The sequence below is a fragment of the Hymenobacter psoromatis genome, assembly GCA_001596155.1.
Classification (GTDB): domain Bacteria; phylum Bacteroidota; class Bacteroidia; order Cytophagales; family Hymenobacteraceae; genus Hymenobacter.
In genome coordinates, this window is record CP014771.1 from 664,969 (window position 1) to 680,270 (window position 15,302).

Below are 15,302 nucleotides of genomic sequence, written 5' to 3' on the forward strand. Positions count from 1 at the left end.
GGGTAAACGCAGGAATAGAAACAACGTTGTTTTAAGTGGTGAAGAACACTTTCATAACGGTTAATTTCCCAACCCACTGCTTCACAAAGTTTTCTTGGATGCTGCAAAAGCAGTAAGCTATTCACTGCTGTTACGCCCTATCTTATTCGAGATGGCAACGGGGCGTAGCGCGAACGTTGTAGTTCGCGTCCCCGCGCCGTTCTACTGGCTTTAACGGCGCGGGGACGCGAACTACCAAGTTCGCGCTACTCCCCGCTACGTAACAGCAGCTATTCAGTCATGCGTTTGCCTTGCCTTGTCACTGCCTGCCACCGCTATATGCACTGGTTTAGCCTAAATTTGTCGGGATGCCCGCCCAGGCTAGTCCGGGTCTGTGGCTGATTATTCTTCGAATGGGTTCCCCCAAAAAACCAACGCCGGGCGCTGCCCCGCCCGCCGTTTCGATGGCCGACCTGGCCCGCGAGCTGGGCGTGTCGATGACGACTATCTCGCGCGCGCTCAGCGACCACCACAGCATTGGGGCCGCCACCAAACAGCGCGTGCTCAAGCTGGCCAAGAAGCTCAACTACCAGCCCAACCACCTCGCCGCCGCCCTGCGCAAAGGCCAGAGCCGGCTGCTGGGGATAGTGGTGCCGTATATTGAAGGCAAGTTCTTTCCCTCTGTTATTCAAGGGATTGAGCAGGCCGCCAGTAAAGCCGGTTTCAGCGTCATCGTGTGCCAGTCGCACGAAGATGTGCAGCTGGAGCGCCGCAACATCGAGACGCTGCTCAATGCGCAAGTGGCCGGCGTGCTGGTGTCGCTGGCCCGCAACACCCAGGACTACCACCACTTCGACAAGGTGCGCAGCCGGGGCGTGCCGCTGGTGTTTTTCGACCGCATTCCGGCCGGCAAGCAGGTCAATTCGGTAGTGCTTAACGACCGTGAGGGCGCTTTTCAAGTCACCAGCCACCTGCTGGCGCAGGGTTGCCGCCGCATCGCCCACCTGGCCGGCCCCGCGCACCTCAACATCTACCAGCACCGCCGCCAGGGCTACCTCGACGCGCTGGCCGCCTACCACATCGCCCCCGACGAAGCGCTGATTATCCGCTCCGATATGAGCCTGGAAGACGGCAGCCAGGCCATGCGCCAGCTGCTGGCCCTGGCCAATCCCGTCGATGCCGTGTTCGCGGCCGGCGACTCGGCCATCCTCGGTGCGCTCCAGGTGCTGAAGGCGCAGGGCATCCGCGTGCCGCAGGATATTGCCCTGGCCGGCTTCAGCAACGAGTTTTTTACGGCCATCACCGAGCCCCAGCTCACCTCCGTGGACCAGCGCTGCGAGGAAATGGGCCAGGCCGCCGTGCGCCTGTTTCTGGAGCTGGCCGCTGCCCCCAATGCCCCCTTCGTGCAGCGCCAGGTGGTGCTCCAGCCCGAGCTGTTCGTGCGCGAGTCGTCGCGCCAGGGTGAGGGGGTAGGGTAGTTCTGGTGGGTCGCCCTGCTAGCAGGGGTCAGGACATGAGGTGCCGCCTGCCCACCCGAAACAGCCGCCCCCGCTCATTGCTCAGCACCAGCTCGCGGTCATCCAGAAACAGCACTGCCTCGGCCTGCCCGGTGGTAGGCAGCCGCCGATACGTTTTGGCTTGGTCGAAAAGCCGCGACCCAGGCGACCCAGCGAACAAAAACAGCCCGCCGTAGCCCAGCAGCGCCACCCGACGGCCATCGGGACTCAGCGCCGCGCCCGTCACGAGGGTGCGTAGGCGCAGGCTGTCGCGCAGCGTAGCCACGTAGCGGCCGGGTCGCGCGGGCACCACGTAGTAGCGCGTGCGGTGCGTTGGGCCGCGGTCTTTGGTAAAGAGGTGCAGCGTGTCGTGGTAAAAAACCATCGCCTCGCAGTCGAAGTGCCGCCGGGCCGGCACCGGCGGAAAAGCCGTTTGGTCGGGGTAGCGAAAGGCAATGGTATCGACCCGCGCCCCGCCCGTGCCTGGCGTGACGCGGTAGATGGCCAGGTCGCGCCGGTCGTTGCCATTGTTGCCAAAGTCGCCGATGTAGAAGCGGCCGGCCGGGTCGCGGGTCAGCTCCTCCCAGTCGTGGTTGGGCAGCGGGGCCAGGGGTAGGGAGCCCCGCAAGCGCCCGTCGAGGCTGGCCCGGTAGAGCGTGGCCGGGGTGCCGCCGTCGCCGTGGGTCCACACCTGCCCCGCCGAGTCAGCCGCCGCCAGCCCCGAGCTTTCGGCAATGGGAGGGGGTAGGCGCGCCAGCCGCGCCACCCGGTAGTGCCGCAGGTGAGTAAAGCGCCCGTGGCCATCGTTGGGCGGCACGCCCGCCAGCAGCGCGTGCAGAAATACCAGCACTGGGAAGAGGTGGTAGAGCATTTTATAGGAAGTGACCTGCTCTAGCGTGAATTTAGTGTAGCATAACTCGCGCAAATACAGCTAAGTAATGAGCGTATTAACAAAGAAAGGGTTAGCTCATCTTGCTTTTGAGATAAGTACCACGAATTTTGAATGGAATGTTATTTAATTCAGGTTAAAACAGACGGTCATGCTCATCTGGCATCCGCATGTCGAAGCATCTCTGCTGCGTTCCTAATTCTAAACGTTGCGGTTACTCTCGTGGCAGAGATGTTTCGACGAGCGGACGCCAGATGAGCATGACGTTTCAATAAGTAAAAATAATTAATAATGAGTATTTAATATTAGGTACGAGCGCCGCAACTCGGCGCTCGCTTGCCAGACCCCCTAACCTTTTACCTTCAGCAACTTAAAAATATCATCCTAAACTGTCTAGGCTAACTGGACTACCTCAGGCATCGCTTTAAAGCTTCCGCATCACCTGAGCCGCAAACACCGCCACCACCGCCGTTTCAGTGCGCCGCGCCACGCGGCTTTTGGCTACAACAACCCCGGATTTGGCTACAAGTACCGTGCAGGGAACGTTGGACCTTTGCAGCGTACTAAAACCAGGCTTTATGAACATTGTGGTAACCGGTTCTTTGGGCAGTATCAGCCAGCCGCTGGCCGAAGCGCTACTCCAGCAAGGCCACGCGGTGACCGTCGTCAGCCGGGAGCCGGCGAAGCGGGCAGCCATTGAAGCCCTGGGCGCGACGGCCGCCATTGGGTCGCTCGAAGACGGGCCGTTTCTGGCGGCCACCTTCGCCGGGGCCGATGCTGCCTACTGCATGACGCCCTTTGATTTTAAGGCAGCCGACCAGGGCGCGTACTTCCGCACCATCACGCATAACTACGTGGAGGCCATCCGTCAGGCCGGCGTGCTGCGGGCGGTGGTGCTGAGCGGCTGGACGGCGGGCGTGCTGCGGCCGGGCAGCGCGGAAGATGCTTTCCGGGAATTGGTGGGGGTAGGCATCACGTACCTGCGGCCTGCTTATTTCTACAGCAACTTCTACGGCCTGATATCGCTGATAAAGGAGCGCGGCCTGATTGCCGCCAACTTCGGGGGCGACGACCCGCTGGTGCTGGTGTCGCCGCACGATATTGCCGCCGCCGCCGCCGAGGAGCTGCAAACCCCGCTCACCGGCCCGAAAGTGCGCTACGTGGCCAGCGACGAGATGACCTGCTCCGCGGCGGCCCGCATCCTGGGGGCCGCCATTGGCCAGCCCGACCTGCCCTGGGTGACGCTGACGGACCAGCAAATGCAGCAAAGCCTGGAAACGGCCGGCTTTCCGCCGCAGCTCGCCCACGGCATGGTCGAAATGCAGGCCGCTATCCACAGCGGGGCCGTGGTGGAGAATTATCATCGGCACCAGCCGGTGTTGGGCCAGGTGAAGCTGACCGATTTTGCCCCGGAGTTTGCCGCAGCTTATGCGGCGGCTGGCTAAGCGCGTGACCGGCCGTTGGTTGTGACTGATTCAGAAGGTGGTAGCCGCTTATATAGGGCTTACGCAAAAGCCATTTGTCATTGCGAGCGCAGCGCGGCAATCGCACCAGAACGAAGGACGAACGAGCGGCGCGGGTGTCGTTCTGGGGCGATTGCCGCGCTGCGCTCGCAATGACAAATGGCTTTTAATTAAGCTCCACTTACAGATTAAGACGCTAACATGAAAAAAATTCTGGTTATCGGAGCCTCGGGATTTGTGGGCAGCCACGTGGCCCGCGCCTTGCTGGCCGCCGGCTACGCCGTGCGCGGCGTGGCCCGCCAAGCCGATAAGATGCAGGAGCTGGCCGCGGCGGGCGGCGAAATCATACCAGCCGATATGGCCGACGCCACCGCCATGCAGCGCGTCGTGGCCGGGGTAGCAGCTGTGTACATCGCCGTGCATACGCTCTCGCCCCAACCCGGCAGCACGGCGGCGCTGGGCTTCATGGACGTGGAGCTGGCTGGTTTGCAGCACATTGTGGCGGCTTGCCGGGCGCACGGCGTGCGCCGCGTGGTGTACGTGACCTTCCTGGGGGCCGCGCCCGACGCGCCGAGCGCCTGGGTGCGCGGGCGCTGGCAGGCCGAGCAGCTTCTGCTGCGTAGCGGCCTGGACGTGACCATTATCCGGCCGGGCCAGATTGTGGGCCTGGGCGGCCAGGGCTTCAAGATGATGGTGGGGCAGGCCAAAAGCCGGGTGGCTTTCGTGCTGGGCAGCGGGGAACAAAAGTTTCGCAACATCGCGGTCGGCGACCTGGTGTACTACCTCGTAGGTGTGCTCGACGACCCGCGCACCTACGGGCAAGCCTACGACGTGGGTAGCGATGACGTGCTGACGTATAACCAGATGATTGACGTAGGGGCCGACGTGCTGGGTCGCCCGCACCCCACCAAGCTGCACCTGCCGCCGGCGCTGCTTGGCACCTTCGCTTCGCTCATCGAGCGTATTACCAAGCTTCCCAAAGGGGCAATTAAGGGAATGTTGGATAGCACCAAGGCCGACATGGTGAGCGACCCCGCGCCCATCCGCGCCCTGCTGCCGCGCCCGCCGCTGCCCTATCGCCAGGCCGTGGCGCAGGCCGTAGCCGACCTGACGCCTTAACGGCCGCCCGCCGTTTTCCCTACCCCCTGCTTACCCGCGCATCTGATGACCACCCAGCCCTACCGCATCCCGACGATTACCGAGTATCACCGGCTGACGGGGCTGCCCAAGCCGGCGCACCCGTTAATCAGCGTCATCCGGCTGGAAACCCTGACGCCGCCCGTGACCGAGGGGCCGGTCAGCCTGGTGTTTGATTTTTATTGCATTTCCCTGAAAAGGGTTTTCAATACGGCCTTCAAATACGGTCAGCAGGCGTGCGATTTTGACGAGGGCGTGCTGTTTTTCATGGCACCGGGCCAGGTTATCAGCTTTGAGCCGGAGAAAAATGCTACCCAACCGCCGGCGGGCTGGATGATATTCATTCACCCCGATTTCCTGTGGAATACACCGCTGACCAAAATCATCAAGCAGTACGGCTACTTCGGCTACTCGGTGCACGAGGCCCTGTACCTGTCGGATAAGGAGGAAACCCTGCTGACTGGCATGGTGGACTACATCGAGCAGGAGTACCACGCCAACCTGGACAAGTTCAGCCACAGCATCATTATTTCGCAGCTGGGCTCATTGCTCCAGTACGCCGAGCGGTTTTACGAGCGCCAGTTCCTTACCCGCCGCCAGACCAATCATCAGCTCCTGGAGCGGCTGGAAGCCTTGCTGGCGGCCTGGTTCGCGGCCGACGACCTGGGCCGCCAGGGCCTGCCGACCGTCGGCTACCTGGCCGAAAATCTGCACGTATCGCCCGATTATTTAAGCAGCTTATTAAAGACGCTCACCGGCCTGAACGCGCAGCAGCACATTCACCAGCAACTGCTGGAAAAAGCCAAGGAAAAGCTGTCTACCACGGAGCTGTCGGTCAGCGAAATTGCCTATCAGCTGGGGTTCGAGCATCCGCAGTCGTTCAGCAAGTTATTCAAGGCCAAGACCAACCTTTCGCCTTTGGCCTTCCGGCAGTCATTTAACTGATAGCCGACCGGGAAAGCGCGCCAAATAAAGCGGGCTTGCCAATCCAGTTTTCACTCAAAACCAAGTCATCATGCGGGTATTCTTAACGGGCGCTTCCGGCTTCATCGGCTCTGCCATCACGGCCGAGCTGCTGGAAGCCGGCCATCAGGTATTGGGGCTGGCGCGCTCGGAAGCAGCGGCCAAGGCGCTGCGGGCGGCAGGGGCCGACGTGCATCAGGGTTCCCTCGATGACCTGGCCAGCCTGCGCAGCGGCGCGGCCGCGGCCGACGGCGTGATTCACACCGCGTTTATTCACGCCTTTTCGGGCGTCAGCCTGGGCACCCGGCTCCGCATTATTTTGGGCGGGCTGCCCGCGGGGATAGCCGGCCGCTTCCTGGCTACCATCGCGGCCACGGACCGCCAGGCTATTGAGGCGTTGGGGGAGGCGCTGGTTGGTTCCGGGCGGCCGCTGGTCGTCACGTCGGGCACGCTGCTGCTGCCGCCGGGCCGCCTCGTAACCGAGCATGACGACCCGGACCCTACCTCCCCCGCCGCCTACCGGGCTCCCGCCGAGGCGGCCGCCCTGGCCCTGGCCGCGCGCGGGGTGCGCACCGCTATTGTGCGGCTGCCGCCCACCGTGCACGGCGCGGGCGACTACGGCTTCGTGCCGCAGCTCGGGGGCCTCGCGCGCAAAAAGGGGGTTGTCGCCTACGTGGGGCCGGGCCTGAACCGCTGGCCAGCGGTGCACCGCCTGGATGCCGCCCGCCTCTTCCGGCTCGCGCTGGAGCGTGGCACCGCCGGAGCCCGCTACCACGGCGTGGCCGAAGAGGCCATCCCGTTTGGGGAAATCGCGGCCGTGATGGGCCAGCAGCTGGGCCTGCCGGTGGCCGAAAGGCCCGCCAAACACTTCAGCTTTTTCGGCCCTATCGTGGCGGCCGATAATCCAACTTCCAGCGCCTTCACCCAACAGGAGCTGGGCTGGACGCCCACGCAACCGGGGCTTCTCGCCGATTTGAAGCAGGAAAATTATTTTGCTCCTAAAAAATAAAGGAAGGTAAGGACCCGTTGGGGAAAGCCTAAGTCTGGGCGCTATTGCCAGGTAGTCACGAATTCAGGGCTTGCTCAGGCGGGCAGCTGCCCCACCACCTGCGCCGTGAACACCGCCGCCAGCGCCGCCGTTTCGGTGCGCAGCCGCGAGTCGCCGAGCGTGACGGGCCGCACGCCCCGGCCGAGCGCCAGCGCAATTTCGGCGGGCGAAAAGTCGCCTTCGGGGCCGATGAGCACGCAGGCGCGGGCGGTGCTGGCCAGCGCCCGCGCCAGGGGTAGGCGCTCGCCGGCTTCGAGGTGGGCAATGAAGGTGGCAGACGCGTCTATTTCTTCAATAAAAGCCTCGAAATCAAGCATCTCATCGAGCTGCGGCAAATACGCCTGGCCCGACTGCTTGAGGGCACTAATCGCAATTTTTTCCAGGCGCTCCAACTTCAGCTCGCGACGCTCGGAGTGGGCGCAGCGCAGGAAGCTGAGGCGCTCCACGCCCACTTCCACGGCTTTCTCTACCAGCCACTCCATGCGGTCGAGGTTTTTGGTGGGGGCCACGGCCACGTGCAGATAGGTGGCGCGTGGTGCAATAACTTCTTGATTAACAACGTATAGTGAGCAGCGCTTGGGGTTGGCGTCGGCTACGGTGGCGGCGAATATGGTGCCACGACCGTCCACGAGCGTCACGGGCGCGCCGGGGGGTAGGCGCAGCACGCGCACGGCGTGCTTGCTTTCGTCTTCGGAGAGCGTGTAGGTGGGCTGGCCGGGGAGCAGGTCGGGGGCGAAACAGGTGAGCATGGCAACAACTAAGCGGGCCACGAAGGTAACGGTCCTCTTCATGCGCACCCAAGCCAATTGCCGCCGGCCGAAAACCCCGGCAGCACGGCCGTCGGTAACGGCTGGCACCAGCGAGCGCGGCGCCCCCACCTGCTCCGGCAGGCGTCGGCGTTTAGGGGAGGGGTAGGGGGTCAGACTGCACTTCCGTGACGGTGCCCAGCGGCCCGAAGTGGATGCTCAGGCGCGGGGTGGTGGCGTGCGGATGCCGGGGGCCGCACTGCGCGCCCGGCACCAGGTAGTAGTGGTATACTTTTTCGGTTTGGGCCAGCAATTCTTCCTCGTCGGGGCGGCCGAGCACGGCCGTCACATCGTTGGCGCGCGCTTCGTAGAGGCGGGCACGAGCGGCCAGAATGGGGGGTAGGAGCGCCGCCCGCTGGCCAGCGCACGCATAGCGGTCGGCGCGCCAGGCGGCGGCGTTCAGACCCGGAATGTCGGGCAGGGCGTGGCCGCAGCCGGCCAGCGCCAGCAGGCCCGCCAGGGGTAGCCGCCGGAAGCGGGCCGGGCCGCGAAAAAAGAAGAAAATCATAGTGTACTAGGGCGAGTTTCCCGGCCGCGCGGCGCTTGCCCCGTGGCCAGTGACGGCTAAGCTAGCGCCAAAAGCCGGCATCAACGCCGGGCGGGGGGTAGGGGGCATAACCTACCCGGCAGCGGTCCGTTACAGGGCGTTCGGATTGGCCGGACGTTAGCCGGGCTACCACTCACTCTATTCACCTTCTTTCACCCCTCATTCTTCTTTCTCATGCGTCTAAATCTTCGCGTTATCATTGGCCTTGTTATCGCAGTGGTCACGCTGCTGGGCTATTTTTTCAATACCTCGACTAACCCCGTGACCGGCGAAAAGCAGCACGTGAACATGAGTGCTCAGCAGGAAATCGCGCTTGGCGTGCAGGCTACCCCCGAAATGGAGCAGCAGTACGGCGGCGAAAGCAGCGACCCCCGCGCCGTCGCCGCTGTGGAGCAAGTGGGCCAGCAGCTGGTTAAAGCCAACGGCCTCGACCAGAAAACCCAGTACCAATACCGCTTTCACCTGCTGGCCGACGACCAGACTATCAACGCCTTCGCCCTGCCCGGCGGCCAGGTGTTCATTACCCAGGGCTTGCTCAAAAACCTGACGACCGAGGGCGAGCTGGCCGGCGTGCTGGCCCACGAGATTGGCCACGTGGTGGCCCGGCACTCGGCCGAGCAGGTGGCCCAAAGCCAGCTCACCCAGGGCCTGACCGGGGCCGCCGCCATTGCCGCCTACGACCCCAACAGCCCCGGCAGCAGCGTCGCCCGCGCCGCCGCCGCCGCCATGATTGCCAAGCTCGTGACCCTGCGCTTTAGCCGCAACGACGAGCTGGAGGCCGACAAGTTTGCCGTGAAGTTTACCCCCGCCGCCGGCTATAACCCCGCTTCCATGATTAACGTGATGCAGATGCTTCAGAAAGAAGGGGGTAGCGGCAACCCGCCCGAGTTTCTGAGCACTCACCCCAACCCCGGCAACCGGATTGAGGAACTGCAAAGCGATATCAAGCAGCTATATCCGCAGGGCCTGCCCGCCGGCCTGAAGCAGTAGCGGCGGCTTAGCCCGCAGCGGATATATTTGCGGCTATGCTTCCCAAAATTACCACTTCCGCCGCCGGCCGGCCCCGGCTGGCTCCCCACTGGCAGTTTGTCCTCGCGGCGGCGGGCCTCTACGCGCTGTGGCTGATTAGCTACGAAGGATTTATCGGCCCCGACGGCCGACTTGACACCTGGCTGTCCGTCAACATTGCCGCCGCCAGCGCCGGGCTGCTGCGGCTGCTGGGCTTCACCTCGTCGGTAGCGCCCGGCTCCACGTTGCTGCTGATGGACGGGCTGCCCGCCGTGTTGGTGGGGGCACCCTGCGATGGGCTGGTGCTATACGCGTTGTTCGCTGGTTTTATCATTGCCTTTCCGGGGCCGGTGCGCCCCAAGCTCTGGTTTGTTCCTTTGGGAATAGTGATAATTTACCTGCTTAATATCGTGCGGGTTGGAGCCCTGGCCCTCAATCATCACTACGCCCACCGCTCGGTCGATTTCAACCACCACTACACCTTCGCCTTCGTGGTCTATGCCTGCATCTGTGCGCTCTGGATGCAGTGGGTGCGGTGGTACGGCTCGCCAGCCAGCGCGGCCGTATGAGCCCCTACGTGCGTGCGCTGCCCGCCGCCCCCATGACGCCCGCCCGCTGGGTGCTGGCGGTACTGCTGGCGGCCGTGTTGTTTTTGACCGGCATGGAGGTAGAAGCCGTCTTCGCGGCGCTGACTCAGCTGTGGCAGGTCGTGTTCAGGGGGGTAGGGTTCGCGGGCGTTCTGGCCCACTGGCAGCAGGGCACCAGCCAGCTGGTCACGACCCGCAGCCTGCCCGCCGTGGCCAGCTACAGCGTGCTCTACGCGGCGGTGTCGGTGCTGCTGCTGCACGTGCTGCTGCGCAGCGCCGCCCGCACGCGCTGGGTAATGCAGGTCTATCTGGGGCTGTTTGGGTTGTATGCTTTGCTGATGCTCATCGGCAAGCTCGGCGGCGATTTGGGCTGGGCCTACCGGGTGGCGCGGCATGTTATTGACTTTCTAATATCGCCGCTGCCCGTGATGCTGCTGCTACCCCTGCTGTGGCCGGGCATGCGACGCACAGGTCTGGCAGTGAAGTAGTTATTGCCAGCGGGTGGCAACGCGACTCGCACAGAAGGGAGCGGCGGCCCCGCTGCTTGCGTCTAGGGCTATTCAGACATTTGTCAGAACGTCATTCCTCGGCAAGCTCGGAATGACGTTCTGACAAATGTCTGAATAGCCCTAGACGCAAGAAAGCCCCGCTGAAACTCAGCGGGGCTTTCTTATGCAACTTGAAGTAAGTGGCTCTAGTTAGCTACTACTCAATAACCAGGCGCTTGGCTACCTGGCCGGCCACCGTGGTGGCGCGCACCGTGTAGATGCCGGCCGCCAAGCCCGTCAGGGGCAGCTCGATGGCGTCGGCGCTGCCGGGGGCAACGGTGCGGGTGAGCACGGCTTGGCCCAGGGTGTTGAGCAGTTGCACCGTGCTGGGGGCGTTGCCGCGCAGCGCCTGGGGCAGCACCAGCGTGGCCTGGCCGCTGGCCGGGCTCGGATAAACCGAGGCCAGGGCCGCCAGAGCGGCCGGGGCCGTGGCCAGGGGCGACACATTGGTGAACACCACCGCGAAGCGGCCGGTGGCCGCGCCGCTGGCCAGGTTCAGGCTAAGGCTGGGGGTAGTGGCCAGGTCAGTGTAGGTGTTGAGCACCGCGTCGCGCAGGAAGGCGTGGTAGCCGGCGGGCAGGTTGGCCAGGTCGGCGGCCCGCAGCGAGTAGGTGCCGGCCGTGGCTACGGCCAGACGCAGCGGCACCGTCACGGCCGCGCTCAGGGCCGGCTGGCCGTTGATGGCCAGCACGTTGTTGCCCGCCTCCGAAGCCAGCGTCAGGCCATTGAGGAAGGGTAGGGCCGGGGCATCGAAGGCATTGTCGAGGCCAGTGGTGGCACCCTGCTCAAAATAAATATCGGTTTGCGAAGCCAGCGTGCCGTTGCCCAGCTCCAGCAGCAGCTGGGGGCGCGTGTCGGCGGCGGTGCGCTGGAAAGGAGCCGTGCTGGCCGTCGTGATGCGCTGCGCATCGGTAAAGTTGAGGTTGCCCGTGGCCCCGACCGCACTCGTTTGCACGAAGAAGCCCTGCGCCACCGGCACCACGTTGGTGCCGCCGTTGGTGCCCTGGCCATTCAGGTACGAAGCGTAATTGCCCGAATACTGCCCGCTGCTTTTCACCACGTACAGCGCGGGGCGAATATTGACCAGGCCGCTGGCTACCACTTGGTTCCAGTCCAAAGAGCTGGGGTAGGGGTTGCCCAGCAGCTGCCAGCCGGCGTTGGCCCCGGCGCCGCGGCCCTGGCCGGCGGTGCTGACGTTGCCCGTCGTGAGCGTGCCCACGAAATCTACCAGTTCGCTACCCCCCAGGTTGACCGTGTAGCCCGTGCCCGGCGTCCAGGCATCGCCGGCGGCCGGCGAGTAGAAGCCCTTGTCGAAATCGGGCGTGCTGGTGGTGGCCGGCGAGTTCTCGTAGTGTGCTTGGTCATAGCCATACACCGTGGGGAAGGGCGTGGTGGTGCCAGGGGTAGGGTTGGTGTTATAAGCCGGGTTGAAGATGGGCATAAACGAGGCCGTAGCCAGGTCATCAACCGTCGTGTTCGCCACCGGGGCCGAGTAGTGGCGGTAGCCCAGGCCGGGGTTGGTGGGCGTGAGGTAGCGCTGCACCGTGGCGGTGCCGGTGGCCGCCCCGCCGGTGTTCACCACGTAGGCCGTGCCGCCGGCGTTGGAAAGCAGCGTGAAGGGCTGCCCACTGCCGATGGCCAGGCTGCCCGTCAGCGTGAGGCCGCCCTGCACGGTGGCTGGCCCGCTGAGCGTGGCCCCGGCCGCCCCCACGCGCAGGTTGCCGAACTGCGACAAGGCCGGCCCGCTGATATCCTGGCTGGCCGCCCCCGTCAGGGCGATGGTGCCGGAACCCGCCAGGCTGCCGGCAGCATTCAAAAAGTCGCCCGCCACGCTCAGCGTGCCGGCCGCCGCAGTGGTCAGCACCGCCGGCGTGCCCTGCCCGCCGGTGCTCAGGATGACCGTGCGGGCCTGCTGCGCGTTGCTCACGGTGGGCTGCCGCAACACCGCGGGGCCCAGGCCGGCGATGAACACGTCGGTGCCGGCTCCGGGCACCCCGGCGGGATTCCAGTTGTTGGCCGTGCCCCAGTCGGTGCTCACGGCCCCGGTCCACACGGCGGGCGGGTTGGCGGGCGCAGCGGCGATGTTGGTAAAGCGCAGCGGAATCAGGCCGCTGATGATGTTATTAATCCGCACCGCGTTGCCGGTGCTCAGGTCAAAATTGTAGAGATTGGCGGTGCCGGGCCGGCTGGAAAACTTGTCCGTCAGCTCCAGCAGATAGGCAAAGTTGCGGGCGGGCTGCGCGCCGGCATCCGTAAAAATATCGAGGTCCAGGTCAGCGCTGCCAATGCCGTAGGTGCCCGAACTCGTGAGCGTGATGCCGGCCACGGTCGTCAGCGTGCCGCTGCTGGCGGGCGTTTGGCTTTGAATGGAAAGCACCCCGTTGTTGGGCGTTTCGTCCACGTCGTAGAGCGTGGTGCCGCGCGGGCCGATGGCCGCGTTGGTGTAGGCCACCGTGCCGATGAGCGGCGGGCCGGGCGGCGGCACCGCGTTGCCGGTGGCGGCGTAGGCCAGCGGGTTGTCAGTAGCCACCAGCTGCCCGCTGGCCGGGCTCAGGCGGTAGTTGGCCCCGTTGCGGCCCGTCACGCGAATCAGGTCGGCGCGCGGGTCAAAGTCGAAGCCTACCCCCACCACCAGGTTGTAGCCGTCGAGGTCGGTGCGGTTGCTCAGGCCCAGGGCCAGGGTAATGGGGCTGCCCACCGGCTGGGCCACCACGGTAGCCCCCACGATAGTCATTACATAAAGCTGCGCGTTGGGCGAAGCCCCGGCTGTGTTGTCGTAGCCCAGCGCGTAAAGCTGCCCGGTGGTGGGGCGCGTGTCGAGCCCCACCAGCTGCTGGCCGGTCGCCACCCGCATAACCAGCAATAAATTGGAGGGGTCGGGGTTGCTGGCCGCGAGCGGGGCCAGCACTTGCGTGCCCTTCGTCGCGCTCTGGCCCCCGTAGCTAAAATCCCTGGTGAAAGTGCCCAGCGCGTAAATAGTGCTGGCCTGGCCGTGGGCGGCCCGCGCGCCGGCCAGCAGGCCCAGGGCCAGCGCGGCCGCGCGCAGCTTGGTGGAAAACGATTGGGTGGGGAAAAGTTCGCGCATAAAAATCTGATTGATAAGCGTAAAGCCGGGCCAGTGCTGCTAGTCCGCCGCGTGTCAGCAAGGTACGCAATTCTCCCCGTTCTGAGTTAAGACCTGCTGTTACGCTACGGGGAGTAGCGCGAACGTTGTAGTTCGCGTCCCCGCGCCGTTAAAGCCAGCATAACGGCGCGGAGACGCGAACTACAACGTTCGCGCTACTCCCCGTTACCATCTCGAATAAGATAGGGCGTAACAGCAGTTAAAACTGCGGCGGCTGCAGGTGCTTGAAGTGCCCGTTCTGGCGCACGCGCTCCTTGAGGCGCTCGGCCTCCAGCACGGCGGGCAGCAGGCGCTCCAGGTGCTCGCGCACCAGCTCCTGGCGCTCCTGCTCGGCGGTGGTGCCCAGCAGCTGGTATTCCTGCTCGGTGCTGAGGCCAATGTGGTGGGCCACGTCAAAAATCCGAAACTCGGGGTCCAGCTCCAGCAGCAGCTTGCGCAGGCCCAGCGCCTCGTAAAGCTGGCGCACCTGTTTGGCTATCTGCTGGCGCAGCACCAGGTCGGGCTCCTCATCCTGCACCACGTCTTCGACCTGGCCGGCGGCGTAGAGCTTGCCCGGTGCCTGGCGAAAAAACTTTTGCACCCGAAAAATGCCCACGGCCTGGGTGCGAATGTCCATCTCGCCGCCGGCGTGCGTTTTTTCCACGCTCAGCAGGCGCATCTCGGTGCCCAGCTCCTGCACCGCGTTGTCGAGGTAGGGTGTGATGCCAAACGAGACGCCCTCGGTGAAGCAGTCGCGCACCAGCTCGCGGTAGCGGGGCTCAAAGACGTGTAAATTCAATTTCTCACCCGGAAAAGCCACCAGGCTGAGCGGAAACAACGGTAGTAGACGCATAGTAGCGCAAGAATAAGCCGGTGGGGCAAATGTTTTGCGCGAAGTGCTTCGCCCTGAGCTGCCCAACCCGCTGACTCTTAATTTACCCTTAATTTTGGGCATTAAATAAACCTTCCCTACCCCCCGCCGTTTTGGAAAATAAGATATGAAAGCGGTGGTTTCCTTTTTTCTGGCTTGCCTGATGCTGGTGGGCAGCCTCATTCCGCAGAACGACCTGTCGGAGCTGAGCAAGCTGCCCCAGCTGCTGGAGCACTACCGCTACCACCACTCGGCGGCCGGCGGCGGCCTGTCGCTGGCCGAGTTTCTAGCCGAGCACTACGGCGCGGGCGAGAAGGCGCACTTCGGCTGCACCTGCTCGCCGCGGCACCAGCAAGACCACCAGGGCCTGCCCCTGCACGGCCAGCACACCTGCGATGGCCACATAGCTTTCCTGCTGCTGGCCCCTACCCCCTTCAGCGGGCGGCAAGCCACCGCTCTGCTGGCGCGCGCCTATCGCCCCGCCGCCCCCGCGCCCTGCCCCGAAGCGCCGGCTCCGGCGCTGCTTCAGCCACCCCGAGCCTAAGCTCCGCGCCGCCCCTGGGAAGCATGTGCCTGCTAGGAGCTGACAGCTCTGGCATTCGGCTAGAGGTTTTTAGCCCGCAGAAGCCGCAGAGGGTTGCGCGGAGGACGCAGAAGCAGACGACCCCTTTAGCTTGGGCGGTTGACGCAGCTAGCGGCTAGCTTTTTACAAATTTTGGAGACATAGCCAATGTCCGCCGGTTCGGCAGGGCTCCAAGCAATTATTCTGGGTTTGAGGTTGATAACCCCCTTTGCCGCCTGGATGGCAGGGAGGGGGTAGGCGCACCGCGGAGCGCCGGCCTCCGCCCCGCATCCTT

14 protein-coding genes are annotated in these 15,302 nt (G+C 64.3%); 9 read left to right on the forward strand and 5 right to left on the reverse strand.

Annotated features, from left to right (window positions below):
• The first annotated feature begins 443 nt into the window (after nucleotides 1-443).
• Entirely contained in the window at nucleotides 444-1,457 is a 1,014-nt protein-coding gene (locus A0257_02945) for a hypothetical protein (protein AMR26147.1), read from the forward strand.
• Between the two features lie 28 nt (nucleotides 1,458-1,485).
• Here the strand turns inward: A0257_02945 and A0257_02950 are convergent, their stop codons facing one another.
• Nucleotides 1,486-2,400, reverse strand: coding sequence for a hypothetical protein (locus A0257_02950; protein AMR26148.1), 915 nt, complete (start codon nucleotides 2,398-2,400; stop codon nucleotides 1,486-1,488).
• 542 nt (nucleotides 2,401-2,942) lie between these two features.
• Here A0257_02950 and A0257_02955 point away from each other — a divergent pair.
• From A0257_02955 to A0257_02970, 4 genes are all read left to right on the forward strand, one after another.
• Entirely contained in the window at nucleotides 2,943-3,809 is an 867-nt protein-coding gene (locus tag A0257_02955) for an NAD-dependent dehydratase (GenBank protein ID AMR26149.1), read from the forward strand.
• A 219-nt stretch (nucleotides 3,810-4,028) separates the two neighbouring features.
• The gene (locus A0257_02960; protein AMR26150.1) at nucleotides 4,029-4,946 is read left to right on the forward strand and encodes a hypothetical protein; all 918 of its coding nucleotides are present in this window, start codon (nucleotides 4,029-4,031) and stop codon (nucleotides 4,944-4,946) included.
• 45 nt (nucleotides 4,947-4,991) lie between these two features.
• Nucleotides 4,992-5,909, forward strand: a complete 918-nt coding sequence (locus tag A0257_02965) for an AraC family transcriptional regulator (protein ID AMR26151.1) — start codon at nucleotides 4,992-4,994, stop codon at nucleotides 5,907-5,909.
• A gap of 70 nt (nucleotides 5,910-5,979) precedes the next feature.
• Nucleotides 5,980-6,936 carry a 3-beta hydroxysteroid dehydrogenase gene (locus A0257_02970; GenBank protein ID AMR26152.1) on the forward strand — a complete coding sequence of 319 codons (957 nt, stop codon included), beginning with the start codon at nucleotides 5,980-5,982 and terminating at the stop codon, nucleotides 6,934-6,936.
• Between the two features lie 74 nt (nucleotides 6,937-7,010).
• Here A0257_02970 and A0257_02975 read toward each other — a convergent pair whose 3' ends face one another.
• Together A0257_02975 and A0257_02980 are read right to left on the reverse strand one after the other, a co-directional pair.
• Nucleotides 7,011-7,724, reverse strand: a complete 714-nt coding sequence (locus tag A0257_02975; GenBank protein AMR26153.1) for a 16S rRNA (uracil(1498)-N(3))-methyltransferase — start codon at nucleotides 7,722-7,724, stop codon at nucleotides 7,011-7,013.
• Nucleotides 7,725-7,875: 151 nt separating this feature from the next.
• Nucleotides 7,876-8,289: a hypothetical protein gene (locus A0257_02980; protein AMR26154.1), complete on the reverse strand. Its 414-nt coding sequence runs from the start codon at nucleotides 8,287-8,289 to the stop codon at nucleotides 7,876-7,878.
• Between the two features lie 213 nt (nucleotides 8,290-8,502).
• Between A0257_02980 and A0257_02985 the strand changes: the two genes are divergently transcribed.
• The 3 genes from A0257_02985 to A0257_02995 are packed head-to-tail and all read left to right on the forward strand — an operon-like array spanning nucleotide 8,503 to nucleotide 10,411.
• The gene (locus A0257_02985; protein AMR26155.1) at nucleotides 8,503-9,318 is read left to right on the forward strand and encodes a peptidase M48 Ste24p; all 816 of its coding nucleotides are present in this window, start codon (nucleotides 8,503-8,505) and stop codon (nucleotides 9,316-9,318) included.
• Nucleotides 9,319-9,353: 35 nt separating this feature from the next.
• On the forward strand, nucleotides 9,354-9,905 hold the full coding sequence (locus A0257_02990) for a hypothetical protein (GenBank protein ID AMR26156.1): 552 nt from the start codon (nucleotides 9,354-9,356) through the stop codon (nucleotides 9,903-9,905).
• On the forward strand, nucleotides 9,872-10,411 hold the full coding sequence (locus A0257_02995) for a hypothetical protein (protein ID AMR26157.1): 540 nt from the start codon (nucleotides 9,872-9,874) through the stop codon (nucleotides 10,409-10,411). Before A0257_02990 ends, A0257_02995 begins: the two co-directional genes overlap by 34 nt.
• Nucleotides 10,412-10,628: 217 nt before the next feature.
• Here the strand turns inward: A0257_02995 and A0257_03000 are convergent, their stop codons facing one another.
• Nucleotides 10,629-13,556 carry a hypothetical protein gene (locus A0257_03000; GenBank protein ID AMR26158.1) on the reverse strand — a complete coding sequence of 976 codons (2,928 nt, stop codon included), beginning with the start codon at nucleotides 13,554-13,556 and terminating at the stop codon, nucleotides 10,629-10,631.
• Nucleotides 13,557-13,794: 238 nt separating this feature from the next.
• The gene (locus A0257_03005) at nucleotides 13,795-14,427 is read right to left on the reverse strand and encodes a peptidase (GenBank protein AMR26159.1); all 633 of its coding nucleotides are present in this window, start codon (nucleotides 14,425-14,427) and stop codon (nucleotides 13,795-13,797) included.
• Between the two features lie 145 nt (nucleotides 14,428-14,572).
• On the opposite strand from A0257_03005, the gene A0257_03010 reads away from it, so the two are divergent.
• Nucleotides 14,573-14,989, forward strand: coding sequence for a hypothetical protein (locus A0257_03010; GenBank protein AMR26160.1), 417 nt, complete (start codon nucleotides 14,573-14,575; stop codon nucleotides 14,987-14,989).
• Nucleotides 14,990-15,302 lie beyond the last annotated feature (313 nt).

Excerpts from the sequence above, each read along its gene's own strand:
- A0257_02975 (AMR26153.1), bottom strand. The coding sequence starts at position 7,724 with ATGCTCACCTGTTTCGCCCCCGACCTGCTCCCCGGCCAGCCCACCTAC.
- A0257_03010 (AMR26160.1), top strand. The coding sequence starts at position 14,573 with ATGAAAGCGGTGGTTTCCTTTTTTCTGGCTTGCCTGATGCTGGTGGGC.
- A0257_02990 (AMR26156.1), top strand. The coding sequence starts at position 9,354 with ATGCTTCCCAAAATTACCACTTCCGCCGCCGGCCGGCCCCGGCTGGCT.
- A0257_02980 (AMR26154.1), bottom strand. The coding sequence starts at position 8,289 with ATGATTTTCTTCTTTTTTCGCGGCCCGGCCCGCTTCCGGCGGCTACCC.
- A0257_03000 (AMR26158.1), bottom strand. The coding sequence starts at position 13,556 with ATGCGCGAACTTTTCCCCACCCAATCGTTTTCCACCAAGCTGCGCGCG.
- A0257_02960 (AMR26150.1), top strand. The coding sequence starts at position 4,029 with ATGAAAAAAATTCTGGTTATCGGAGCCTCGGGATTTGTGGGCAGCCAC.
- A0257_03005 (AMR26159.1), bottom strand. The coding sequence starts at position 14,427 with ATGCGTCTACTACCGTTGTTTCCGCTCAGCCTGGTGGCTTTTCCGGGT.
- A0257_02970 (AMR26152.1), top strand. The coding sequence starts at position 5,980 with ATGCGGGTATTCTTAACGGGCGCTTCCGGCTTCATCGGCTCTGCCATC.
- A0257_02985 (AMR26155.1), top strand. The coding sequence starts at position 8,503 with ATGCGTCTAAATCTTCGCGTTATCATTGGCCTTGTTATCGCAGTGGTC.
- A0257_02965 (AMR26151.1), top strand. The coding sequence starts at position 4,992 with ATGACCACCCAGCCCTACCGCATCCCGACGATTACCGAGTATCACCGG.
- A0257_02955 (AMR26149.1), top strand. The coding sequence starts at position 2,943 with ATGAACATTGTGGTAACCGGTTCTTTGGGCAGTATCAGCCAGCCGCTG.
- A0257_02945 (AMR26147.1), top strand. The coding sequence starts at position 444 with ATGGCCGACCTGGCCCGCGAGCTGGGCGTGTCGATGACGACTATCTCG.